This is a genomic window from Arthrobacter sp. D1-17 (assembly GCF_054130535.1).
This window is the reverse complement of sequence record NZ_CP096382.1, coordinates 2,270,876-2,282,779: the sequence shown is the minus strand read 5'-3', so window position 1 is coordinate 2,282,779 and position 11,904 is coordinate 2,270,876. Positions and strand designations below refer to the sequence as shown.

Here is an 11,904-nt window from a genome sequence, read left to right as displayed (position 1 = left end):
TGCGTTCAGTGATGCTGCATTGCTTGCAGCCGAGGCGCTTGGTCCGTCCAGGGCAGGTCGCTGGTGGTGTCTCCGATGGGGTCATCTTTCGGGGTGGCACTGGAGATGTGCGATCCGGATTGCCCGGCAGGAGCTTTGATCCCCGGGAGTCTCCAGAGCTGCAGTGATGGTCCGGAACCTGAGAAGGTGGTGGATTGCGCTGTGTTCCTTGCGGTAAGAGTGCCACAACCCCATAACGGGGATGGCGTGGCGTTCTCAGTACGCGGATGGACGAGCGATGCGGGTAGTTCCACGGCTTCGAATGCAGCTCGGGATGCCGCTACCAGGACGCAAACGTCGTTGTGCTCGCGCACGTAGATCAACACGTCGTCGCCCGCGTACAGCCATCGCAGGTTTCCTTCGTGCAATGCCGGCAGCTCCCGGCGTAGCCGGCTGAGCTCGGCGATGCCCGGGCCCAGGTCGGCGCGTATCTTTTCGGGTTCCGCCCATGGCATGGGTGTTCTGGCGTCTTCACCGTTGATCCCTTCGAGGCCGAATTCGTCGCCGGCGAACAGCGTCGGGATTCCGGGCAGCGTGAAGATCATGGCCAGGCCCACCAGTTGGCCGTCCGGGATCATGACGGTGGCTGCCCGGGCAGTGTCATGGGAATTCAGGGCGTTCATGTTCTGCGTGCGGATGCGCCAGGGAAAGGCCGCGGACAGGGCTTGGTGGGTCTGGACGAAGTGTTCCGCGCTGATGCGGTTGGGACCGGGAATGGGCGTCCCGAAGAAGTTAACCGGAGCTTCCTCTTTCGTGAGCCATTGCCAGAGCGGGCGGGTGAAGTTGGAGTACGTCATCGCCCCGTGCCAGGTTGAACCGTCGAAATCGGCTGCTGCATCATTTGTTGACTCTGCGAGCAACATGGAATCCGGCTTGATGGACTGCATCGTGTGCCTGATCATCGTGGCAATTTCGCGGTTCATGTCGTCGGTTCCGTGGCGGCCGGTCATGTTTGCCACATCAATGCGCCACCCATCCAGGTTAAAGGGAGGGGCGAGCCAACGGCTTATGACCGACGATTCTCCGGTGATGAAGCGCCGGCGCAACTCGGGTGAGTTCCAGTTGAATTTCGGCAGGCTGGGCACACCGAACCACGAGGCGTACGTGGTGTGGTCTTCGTTGAAATAGTAGAAGCCGGCCTCTGCGGAGTGCGGATCAGCAAGCGCGGCTGTGAACCACTCGTGGGCGTCGCCTGAATGGTTTGCCGTGAGGTCGCCGATCACTCGTAGCCCGCGGTGGTGTGCGGCGTCCACCAGACGGATGAGCGCCTCGTCTCCGCCCAGCAGGGGGTCCACTTTCGTGAAGGTCGTCGCGTCGTATCGGTGATTGGAGCGGGCGGGGAAGAAGGGAGTCAAGTAGAGGACGGTGGCCCCGAGGGCCTGAATGTGGTCGAGATGCCCGGCAATGCCGTCGAGGTCCCCGCCGTAGAGCTGGCGCGGTGTGGCTTCTCCTGCAGGCTGAACGGGTTCATCCCAGGCGCAGCGGACCGCCCAGTCAGGCGTGGGCCGGGTGGCGGCGGCTGAGGAACGGGCAAAGCGGTCCGGGAAGACCTGGTAGATCACTGCGCGGTGAACCCAGTCCGGGGCCGGGGCATGGGCGATCAACCGGAAGTCCTGAAAATCGGGGGTCTCCCGGTTAAAGAGGCCTTCCGCGTTCAACCATTCCCAGGCGGGCCTGCCCTGATGATTGGTTTCGATCAGGAAGCGGTACCGGAGCACGGGATTGACGGCGAGGACCACACATTCCCACCATTGCCAGGAGTGGTCGGACCGGGTCGGGCAGTCCGGTGCATCGACCCGGCGGGCTTCGTCAAAGTGTGGTTCGCCGTCTCTGAGGGAACGAACGAAAACGCGGTCAACGCTGCCGTACGTGGCCGGGATTCGCATCCGGAGCCGTACCTGGCTGCCCACGGCCGGCGCCTGGTCAGAGACATACAGCGACGAACCGTCATGGTGGGGGATATCGGTCTTCACCGCTTGATTCTCCATCTGCTCTGATCCTGTACAGGGACTTGCCTTTATCGGTGGCTGCCCGGCAGGAGGGTGTGGTTGTGCCTTGGTGCGGCTGCCTATCCCTTCACGGAGCCCTGAATCAGCCCGCTGGTGATGTACTTCTGGAGGAACAGGAAGAGGGCCATTACCGGAAGAGCAGCCAGGACGGACCCTGCGGCGAAGACGCCCCAGTTTTCGGAGCGCTGTTCTGCGACATAGGAATACAGTCCGACGGCGAGAGTCTGCGAATCCGGATCTTGGAGTACGACGGAGGCGATGATGAAGTCGCTGCTGATGCCGATGAAGGACAGCAGTCCGACCACGGCCAGGATCGGGGTCACCAGGCGCAGGATGATGCCGAAGAAAATCTGGACGTGGCTGGCTCCATCGAGACGTGCTGCCTCGTCAAGGGACGTGGGCACGGTGTTAAAGAAGCCGTACATCAGGTAGGTGTTTACTCCCAGGGCTCCGCCCAAGTAGACCATGATCAGTCCGAGCTGGCTTCCCAGGCCCAGCCACGGAATAACGTCGGAGATGCCACTGAGCAGCAGGAAGATGGCGACGATGGCGAGCAGCTGGGGAAACAGCTGCAGCAGCATGAGGCTTAGCAGGCCGAATCGCCGGCCTTTGAAGCGCATGCGCGAGAACGCGTAGGCAGCGAGGGCCCCCAGCAGCACGCTGGCCAGGGACGTTACTGCTCCGATGAAGAGTGTGTTGAGGAACCATCGCCCGAAGGGGCGGGCAGGGTCAGAGAAGAGCTGGGCGAAGTTCTCAAAGTCGATCTGGCCGAACAGTCTATTGCTTCCGGCAAGGGTCCCGCTTGAGTCCAGGGCGGCCGAGAGCACATAGAGCAGGGGAAACAGCGCGAAGATGATCGTGACAATTCCAACGACATGGCGCCAGCCCTTGTTTTTTGCCCACGTTGTTCTGCCGCTGTCAGGCCCTCGGGCGGGCAGGGTTTTGCGGTGTGAAATGCTGCGCGTCGAGGTGCCGACTGTCATGAGTTTACTTCTTCCAGGGACTTGGTCATTTTGAAGCTCCATGCCGAGATAACCGCCACGATGATGAAGATGAGAATGGCAAGGGCGCTGGCAAGGCCGTAATCCCGGCCGGCGCCGCCGCCGAAGGCGACCTTATAGACCATGGTGATCAGGATGTCTGTCGCGCCGATGTCCATCGTGGTTCCGGAGAACCGCGGGCCGCCGGAGGTGAGCATGAAGATGACATTGAAGTTGTTGAAATTGAAGGCGAACGTCGAAATCAGCAGCGGAGCCACGGATACGAGCAGGAGCGGGAGCTTGATGGACCGGAAAATCCGCCATGCGCTGGCGCCGTCCACGCGGGCTGCCTCATCCAGTTCTTCGGGCAGCGACTGCAGTGCCCCGGTGCAGACGAGGAACATGTAGGGGAAGCCGAGCCAAAGGTTTACCAGCAGGACGCTGAATTTTGCGAGCCATGGATCAGTGAGCCACGGGATTTGGGCGCCGCCGAAGAGCGTCTGGTTGATGAAGCCGTATTCAGGGTTCAGCAGGCCGGACCATACGAGGCCGGAGAGGAAGACCGGGAAGGCGTAGGGCAGAATGATCAGGATCCTGTAGATGCGTTTGCCCCGCAGATCCTGCCGGTTGAACGTGATGGCGAGGAAGAGTCCCATCGCAAAGGTTGTGGCGACAGAGGCCAGCGCGAAGGTGAGTGTCCAGGCCGCGACCTGCAGGAGGGGCCCGCGGAGGTTTTCATCGGTGAAGGCTTTGGTGAAGTTGGCGAAGCCGACATCGATCTTCCAGCCCGGATCCAGGACGGTCCCGGTCTCGTCGACGAAGTTGCCTTGGCCTCCGTCACGATAGGTCTTTCCGGAAGTCGCATCCGTGAAGGTGTCAGCCGCCGGGTCATAGGTCAGGGTCGGCTTATAGATGTAGGCGTTGCTTCCGTCGGCGGTGCGCAGCGATCCGTCCGCCGCGTCCTGGGACAGGGGAACTTCAAGGGAGGTGATTTTGTCCTGGTTGGCGATGATCTGGCGGAGGTTCAGCGTACTGTAGCCATCCATGCCGGTTGCTTTGCCGCTACCGTCGCGCTGGACGTCTTCTACTTTCTCGGCCGGCCGGTCAGGTCCTCCAAGCAGGGCCTGGCCGTCGGGGTCTGTGAGAAGGAGGTAGAAGTTCTCGCCCTGGCCGAGCACGGAGACCCGGTAGGCGGGGGAGTCCGGAACCCTTTGCTGGGCCGAGCGTTGAATGGCGCTGATTGCGTCTTCCTTGCTGCTGTTGTGACCGTCGCCGTAGTTGGTGAAGGCAATGTAGCCCGTAAAGGCCACAACGCAGATCTGGAAAATCGCGAGGAAGAAGACGCCCGGAGCAAGGTATTTGGCGGGAAGACCACCCTTGCGCAGATAGATCCAGTTGATCAGGACCGTGACGAGGGCGGCGACAACGAGCACGGTCCAGTTCTCACTCATGAAAAGAACGATCATGACGTACACCGCGAAGGCGTCGACCAGACCGAGCAGCACGATCTTGGCGAGGATGCCGCCCAGTGAGTCCGGCCCGCGCCTGGGCTTCTGCGGATTGGTCGGTGACGTAGGTGGGGCTTGAGCGGTGTCGAGTGCAGTCATTGGGATCTGGCTTTCAGCGATTGTAGGCAGATGTTAGCGGCGGGCCGGCCGGCCTGCTCAGACAGGCCGGCCGGCAAAAGCGCGGGAGGCTTACTTTGCGATCTTCTTTTGGATGTTGTCGGCCATGGTCTTCCACGCAGCCTCCGGGTCACCCTGTCCCTTGATCAGAGCCAGTTCAGTGCCGCCCCAGTCGGCCCAGACGGCGTCCATCTCAGGAAGTGCCGGCATGGGCACGCCGTTGGCGCCGATCTTGCCGAATGCTGCCACAACTGGATCCGTTGCCGCTTTCTCGAAGGAAGTCTTCAATGCCGGCGGCCGGCCGCCGCTTGAGAAGAGGGCATCCTGCACACTTTCGGTGGTCAGGTAGTTCACGGCGAATTCTGTGGCTGCCAGGGAGTTCTGGCTCTTGGAGCTGATAAAGAACCCATTGACACCGATGAATGGCTGGGCAGGTTCTGATCCCGCGGTGGGAAGGGGATCGATAGCGACGTTGATGCCGGCCTTCTGGAAGTCAGGAACGTTCCACGGGCCGGTCAGCAGATACGGCGACTCGCCTTTCAGGAACTTTTCCTTGGCAATATCGGCTGTGATGTTCGAGTTGAGGACCTTTTCCCCGGTGTCTCCCCATGCCTTGAGCTTCTTGGCGAACTCGACGCCGCCGGCATTGGCCAGCGTTAGCTTGCTCGCGTCGTACCCGCCGTCCTCGCCGGTGCCGAACACCGGGGCCCCGAACGAGGTCTGCAGCGGATACAGGTGGTAGGGGTCACCCTGCTTCGGATCAAGCCCGACCAGGAACGGGTACGCGGCCTTTCCTTCAGTGACGGCCTTCTTTCCGTTGGTTATCACCTGATCGAAGGTCTCGGCAGGTTCGCTGACCAGCGCTGTGTTCCGGACAAGCCCGATGTTTTCAATGGCGAAGGGAACGCCGTAGACCGAGCCCTTGTAGGTCATTGCCTTCATGGCTGAATCCTCGAAGAGCTTCGCCTTCTCGCCCAGTTCAACCGGTGCGACGACGCCGTTCTGCACGAGCTGGCCGAGCCAGTCGTGGGCGCCAACGATCAGGTCAGGGCCTTTGCCCGTGGGGACCTGGGTGATGAAGTCTTCGCGGACCGTGTCCTTCCCGACCAGCTTCACTTCAATTCCGGTTTCTGCCTTGAATTTGGCTGCCACGTCCTTCAGCACCTTTACCCGGGCATTGTCGGCCCACAGGGTGATGGTGGAGGAGCCTGCCTCGGCGAGGTTCTTGTTCTCCTGAACCGGAGCGGATGCCGGAGCAGACGATGTGCCGCTGCTTCCGCAGCCGCTGAGGGCAAGGGCGCCGGCCGCACCGAGGGCGGCGATGGAAAAGAGGCGGCGGGTAGGGGTCGCGGCGATGGAAGTCACCTTCATTGGTGTACCTTTCTGGCACGTTTTTTCAGGATTGCACCGCAACTTGAAGGGGCGGTGTGTGGTCGAAACCTCCAACCCCCAGCCAAACGACAGGCCGAACGGGGTGGACGTGAGAGGCATCACAACTGTAACCGCTTCCATTTTTTCTGTCTAGCCCCACGGGTCTGGCCGCGAGATAGTTGTAAACGAGGTACTTACGACAGTGAATACTAAGGGAAGCGCTTACATTTTGATGGAAAAGCCCTACAATCGAGACCATGTCTTCCTTCGATGCACCCTCCGTGCGGCAGGACCAGCCACTTTGGAACGTGCCGCACCACGACGGCTCGGCCATGTACGTCTCCGACCTGGCACCTGACCTCGGGGACCAAGTCACCGTTTTCTTGCGCGTCCCGCGGGCAAGCGGGGTGACCCAGGCCCTCCTGCGTGTACTTGTGGACGGAGAACAGGCGCTGCTGGAGACGACAGTCGACCGGGCGAATGAACACGAGTTCTGGCTGCGGGCGGACATTGCCGTTGAGAACCCCGTTGTGAACTATCGCTGGCTCCTTGACGGGATCCAGGACGGGTACCAGTGGCTCAATGGAACGGGCCTGCACACCCATGACGTGACCGACGCCTCGGACTTCCGGATCAGCACCCATCCGGCACCTCCGGCGTGGGCGGGCGACGCTGTGCTTTATCAGATTTTTCCTGACCGCTTCGCCAAGTCAGTTGACCGGCCCGCGCCGGAATGGGCTATTGCAGAGGACTGGGACAGCCCCGTCATCGGCAGGGGGCCGGAAACGCCGTACCAGTATTACGGCGGGGACCTCGACGGCATCATTGAGCACCTTGACCACATTCAGTCAACCGGCGCCAACACCATCTACCTCACGCCGATCTTTCCGGCCCGCTCCAATCATCGATACGACGCCTCAAGATTCGACCAGGTGGACCCCCTTCTTGGCGGAGACGCCGCCTTGAAACGCCTGTCCGAGGCCGTCCACGCCCGCGGCATGCACCTGCTCGGAGACCTCACAACGAACCATTGCGGAAATGTTCACGAATGGTTCAAGGCAGCCGTCAATGACCCGGGCAGCACCGAAGCAGGGTTCTTTCTCTTCAACCACCATCCGGACGATTACGTGTGCTGGTTCGGGCACCAGTCCTTGCCCAAGTTCGACCACAGCAACCCGGAGCTGCGGCAGCGCCTGTACGAAGGTGAGCAGTCTGTTGTGGCCCGCTGGCTCGGACCTAGCGGCTTCGACGGATGGCGTATCGACGTCGCCAACATGACAGGCCGATTGGGCGCCACTGACCTGAACCACCAAGTGGCCACCACCTTGCGCAAGACCATGGCTGAAGCCAGCCCTGACGCGCTGCTGCTGGCCGAGCACAGCCACGATGCGTCCCACGACCTTGACGGGGACGGCTGGCACGGAGTGATGAACTACGCCGGTTTTACCCGCCCCGTCTGGCAATGGCTCAAGGGACCGTCGGAAGTCCCCTTTGAACCAGGGCCATTTACCGCGATTCCCAGACTGTCCGGGCACGACATTGTTGCTTCCATGCGGGAGTTTTCCGCAGCTGCGCCCTGGCGTGCCACATCACACGCTCTCACGCTCGTGGGGTCCCATGACACGATGCGGATCAGCACCATGCTGGGCGATCCGCGGCTGGTTACCGTTGCGCTGGGCTTGCTGGCCACCATGCCAGGCATCCCGATGCTGTGGGCCGGTGACGAGATTGGCCAGGAGGGCGTGAACGGGGAGGACGGCCGGCGGCCTTTCCCCTGGGCCGACGAGGGGGATTGGAATTCCGAGCGTCTCGCTCTCGTCCAAGCCCTGTTTGAAGCGCGGAAACAGTCCCCCGTCCTTCGCCAAGGTGGCCTGCGGTGGCTGTCTGTGGGCAATGACGCGTTCACGTTCCTGCGCGAAACCCCGGGGGAGAGCATCCTTGTCCATGCGGCACGGGCCAACCACGCGCCGGTGAAGCTGCCCTCCAAAACCGTCGGCGCGAACCTCCGCGGGCTCGCGGGCACAACGGACCTCCATGCAGACAAGAATGGCCTCTTCAAACTGCCGAGCGACGGCCCGGCTTTCAGCATGTGGCGCTGCGGCAGCACCAGCCAAGACACCAGATAAGGAGAGCAAACGCTTCCACTAGAGAAAGCCGAAAGGTGAAGCGCCGCCGGTACTTCCCCTTACCACCGGGGATCTCGTAACTGTAAGCGCTTTCGATGCACGCCGAAGGACCCTACAATCGAAACCATGACCCCCGCTTACAGTCACTCCGCGCAGGATCGAACTGATCTGACGCTGGCTGCCGTTCACGTAGCCCGTGCCGGTGTCCAATGGTGGCGTTCCTCAGACTACAGGGCCAGCGGGGCCCCAACCCTGTTATCGGATGGACGCATATGGCTACGGCTGGACTGACAACCGAAGGGACGAAGCCAGGCGCCCCACGTCTAAAGGATGTGGCCGCGCTCGCCGGCGTCTCATCAGCCACTGTTTCGCGCGCCCTAAGCGGTAACGGGCTGGTATCCGCCCGGACGAGAATCAAGGTGCAGAAAGCTGCTGATGAGCTGGGTTTCGTCATGTCATACCATGCCTCAAGCCTCGCTAGCGGGCGCAGTCGCAACATTGGCATCGTCTTGCCCTTCGTCGGCCGGTGGTACTTTTCCACGGTTCTGGAAGGTGCCGCAGCCGCACTCATGGAAGCTGGATACGACCTCACCCTTTATAACTTCGAGGGTGACCGCTATCGGGAAAGCATCCTGTCGAACTTTCTCCTTAGGAAAAGACTGGACGCAGTGGTCGCTGTGGCCCTGAACCTGGATAAGCAAGAAACCGAACAGCTACTCTCAACAGGCATCCCGGTTGTTGGAGTCGGGGGCCCCTTGGCAGGCGTAAGCACCATCAGCATTGACGAGTTCGACGCTGGCCGTCGTGCAACAGAACACCTCATCGGCCTGGGCCACAACAAAGTCGCGCATGTGGGCGGCGAGAACGAACAGGACCGCTATTTCAGAACGTCGGGCGACCGGCGGTCGGGTTACCTGCACGCCATGAAAAGTGCCGACCTGCCTGTGAATCCGGCGTGGCTTCTGACATCCGATTACTCCTTCAACGACGCTTACCAGCAGGCCAAAAATCTTCTCGCTGACCCTGTCAACAGGCCCACAGCAATATTCAGTGCCTCCGACGAAATGGCTGCAGGAGTAATTCTCGCAGCCAGGGACCTTGGGCTCAGCGTCCCGGGCAATCTTTCCGTGATCGGGATTGATGCCCATCCAATCGGCCAATCATTTGGTCTCACTACCTTGGACCAGCATGCCCACGACCAAGGCGTCCAAGCCGTGGAGAGCATCCTCGATCAGCTCGTCAGCACTTCTGCCGAACCCACCAATAACGTTCTTCCTACGAACTTTCTCGTCCGCTCCTCCACAGCGCCACCACCTGACCAATAAGTCGGTTGGGCCCCTACAACAGCATGGGGCAACAGACAGCTGTGGAATGCGGACTTCCGCCATTCCGGAAGTGCGGCACACCGTGCCGCACTTCCCCCGACAGCAAACCCGCCAGTTCAAGAGGAGATAAACATGGGATGCCCGGCAATCATCGCCGGTCGTCTTGCGGATTTGTTCGGGCGGAAGACAGTGCTGGTTAGCGCGGCCGGCCTCTTCTCTGTCGCTACGACGCTCGAGGCAGCATCTCCAGATTTCCTCCGTCACCATGTGGCGGCTCCTAGCTTGTCTGAGGGTAGGCGCGGTGATGCCAACCGGTATCGCCCCCTTGCTGATCTCATTCCCGCAAGGCGACGTGGGGCAATGGTTGCCGCTGCATATGCAGGGGTCGGGCTCGGAAAGACCGTTGTGCCGCAGTGGCTGCCATGCTCGTACCGCTGGCGGTTGGCGTTCACTTCTTGTTACAGGCCGCCTGACCCCTATCGTCATCATCATTCTGCTCGCCTTCGTCGTCCCCGAACCCGCCGGCCTTCCAGTGCCCGGGGCGTCCGAGGACGGCGAAACGAGGACTGGCGCACCTCACACGGCTTGGCTCGTTGCCTGTGCATCAGCACTTTTCACGGACTCAATCCCAGACACACTGAACCGCTTTCACTTGCCTCGCCTTGACCGGTGGAGGTGTCAGGGAAACGCATCGAGGGGAGTTAGATCCTCCCGAAACACCCAGCGCGGTCACTGTGGCTGTCCTGCCTGCTGAAGAACCCCGGCCGTGCGGGGGCGAGCCGGCAGCGTCTCGTCCTGTCCATGGGAAATGTGACCTCCCGACCCCCTACCCTTCAGGCTGTGCACAGCCACTGTTCGCCCAAGATGACGGGGGACCGGTGGTGCCGTGGGGTTGTGTGTTGCGACCACGACTTGATGCCAAAAGCCTCCAATCCAAAGCCACCCAAGCCAGATCTCTAGCCGGATTTGGACCGTTAACAGGGTTTGGTTTTTCTGGAGACGCGTACATACCGGCTGACAAAGTAGTTCGTCCGCCTCCAAAACGAGTACCGACTACTCGTGCCGTGCCCGGCCGTCCCGAGCATATTGGCTATGAGACAGCAAGAATGCAGGACCAACTGCAAGGACCAGGGCATTAGGGGGTGCTGCATGGCAACGTCATTAGTGTCGTTCAATGCGCTGCGCCCTGTGCTTTTTGCCGGCACCCTCGCAGTTGCCTGGCTGGCCTTTTCAGCCCCGTCCGGTGCGGCAGACACGGGCGCGGAATCCGGACCAGTGCTTGGCACCATTTCCGCTGCCGCGCCGGTGAATTCCACCGCCGCCGGAGCTGCAGGCAACGTCAGTTCCAGTCTCGGCACTTCCGTGGCAGCTGTGACCAGGGCGGCGGCGCTGGCGGCACCTGCCCCGCGTCCGCCGGCACCGACGGTAGCGTATCCCGCACCCGTCCCCAGCGCTCCCCAGTCCGTTCCCGCAGACCCGGCCTGGCCGGCGAGTGTCCCGGTGATCCCACTCCCCGTGACGGACGGGCTTGATCCGTCGAAGACTGTGGCCACAGTGATCGAACCGGCCCGCCCGGTGATTGACGTCGCTTCGCCGGTGGTCGATGAAGCGGCTGTGCCGAATGCCGCCCTGCAGCCTGTAACCAACCTGGTGACAGAGTCCGCAGGACCACTTGCCCCAGGAACTCCTAACCCCGTAACCAAGGTCGTGTCGCCGGTGGTAGAGGTGGTCTCGCCGGTGGTTGACGTCGTGTCGCCGGTGGTTGGCGTGGTCTCGCCGGTGGTTGACGTGGTCTCGCCGGTGGTTGACGTCGTGTCGCCGGTGGTGGACGTGGTCTCGCCGGTGGTTGACGTCGTGTCACCGGTGGTTGATGATGTGGCTGCGCCGGATGACGTCCTGCAGCCTGTTCCCGCCCTGGTGAGAGACGTAGCACCAGTGCTTGTTTCAGGCTTCGTTCCGGCCACGGTTCAAGACGATACAGTCATGGTCCTGTCCGGGGTCTCCGCAGCTGACGCTGGTGCCGCTGTCGGAAGCACCGGTCTCTGGTCCGCAGGACCGCTTGACGCACTGACTCCTTGCGGTTTGCTCACGGGGCCCCTGAGCACGCTACTGGTACCGGCTGCTGCCGGTTCTGGCTTCCAAGCCTGGGCTGGTGCTGCCGGGGGATCCTCAGGCGCATTGCCGGAGCCAATCCGGGCCGCGGTTTCCGGATCGGGATCGGGCCAGGGGCCCAGCGGTTCCCAAACTCCCGCGGCGTGGCTCTCCAACAATTTTGCTTATCTTTCCGTGCCGGGGTCGGTTCCCGTCAGCGGACCAATTCAGCATGTACCTGCGCCGGTGTCCTTCGACCCCGGCTCCTCCCCTGACTAGTTGGGTCCTCGGTGCTCCTCGTGAGCAGAAAGCGAGCGACCAGCCGCCTTGAGCGGCCA

Annotated in this window: 7 protein-coding genes; 3 read left to right on the top strand and 4 right to left on the bottom strand. The window is 61.8% G+C overall.

The features are described 5' to 3' along the window. Nucleotides 1–5: 5 nt before the first annotated feature. From M1E01_RS10610 to M1E01_RS10595, 4 genes are all read right to left on the bottom strand, one after another. Nucleotides 6–2,027, bottom strand: coding sequence for a glycoside hydrolase family 13 protein (locus M1E01_RS10610; RefSeq protein ID WP_457971574.1), 2,022 nt, complete (start codon nt 2,025–2,027; stop codon nt 6–8). An 80-nt stretch (nt 2,028–2,107) separates the two neighbouring features. Continuing rightward, entirely contained in the window at nt 2,108–3,031 is a 924-nt protein-coding gene (locus M1E01_RS10605) for a sugar ABC transporter permease (protein ID WP_457971573.1), read from the bottom strand. Then, a complete protein-coding gene (locus M1E01_RS10600; protein ID WP_457971572.1) occupies nt 3,028–4,635 on the bottom strand; it encodes an ABC transporter permease subunit in 1,608 nt (535 codons plus the stop codon). Before M1E01_RS10600 ends, M1E01_RS10605 begins: the two co-directional genes overlap by 4 nt. Nucleotides 4,636–4,725: 90 nt before the next feature. After that, on the bottom strand, nt 4,726–6,024 hold the full coding sequence (locus tag M1E01_RS10595; protein WP_457971571.1) for a sugar ABC transporter substrate-binding protein: 1,299 nt from the start codon (nt 6,022–6,024) through the stop codon (nt 4,726–4,728). A 257-nt stretch (nt 6,025–6,281) separates the two neighbouring features. On the opposite strand from M1E01_RS10595, the gene M1E01_RS10590 reads away from it, so the two are divergent. The 3 genes from M1E01_RS10590 to M1E01_RS10580 all read left to right on the top strand — a co-directional run bounded on the left by M1E01_RS10590 (nt 6,282) and on the right by M1E01_RS10580 (nt 11,845). Next, nucleotides 6,282–8,150, top strand: a complete 1,869-nt coding sequence (locus M1E01_RS10590) for a glycoside hydrolase family 13 protein (protein WP_457971570.1) — start codon at nt 6,282–6,284, stop codon at nt 8,148–8,150. A 272-nt stretch (nt 8,151–8,422) separates the two neighbouring features. After that, complete coding sequence (locus M1E01_RS10585) at nt 8,423–9,475, top strand: LacI family DNA-binding transcriptional regulator (RefSeq protein WP_457971569.1); 1,053 nt, start codon at nt 8,423–8,425, stop codon at nt 9,473–9,475. 1,149 nt (nt 9,476–10,624) lie between these two features. Next, nucleotides 10,625–11,845, top strand: coding sequence for a hypothetical protein (locus tag M1E01_RS10580; RefSeq protein ID WP_457971568.1), 1,221 nt, complete (start codon nt 10,625–10,627; stop codon nt 11,843–11,845). The last annotated feature ends 59 nt before the right edge of the window (nt 11,846–11,904 follow it).

Excerpts from the sequence above, each read along its gene's own strand:
- M1E01_RS10595 (WP_457971571.1), bottom strand. The coding sequence starts at position 6,024 with ATGAAGGTGACTTCCATCGCCGCGACCCCTACCCGCCGCCTCTTTTCC.
- M1E01_RS10590 (WP_457971570.1), top strand. The coding sequence starts at position 6,282 with ATGTCTTCCTTCGATGCACCCTCCGTGCGGCAGGACCAGCCACTTTGG.
- M1E01_RS10605 (WP_457971573.1), bottom strand. The coding sequence starts at position 3,031 with ATGACAGTCGGCACCTCGACGCGCAGCATTTCACACCGCAAAACCCTG.
- M1E01_RS10600 (WP_457971572.1), bottom strand. The coding sequence starts at position 4,635 with ATGACTGCACTCGACACCGCTCAAGCCCCACCTACGTCACCGACCAAT.
- M1E01_RS10580 (WP_457971568.1), top strand. The coding sequence starts at position 10,625 with ATGGCAACGTCATTAGTGTCGTTCAATGCGCTGCGCCCTGTGCTTTTT.
- M1E01_RS10610 (WP_457971574.1), bottom strand. The coding sequence starts at position 2,027 with ATGGAGAATCAAGCGGTGAAGACCGATATCCCCCACCATGACGGTTCG.
- M1E01_RS10585 (WP_457971569.1), top strand. The coding sequence starts at position 8,423 with ATGGCTACGGCTGGACTGACAACCGAAGGGACGAAGCCAGGCGCCCCA.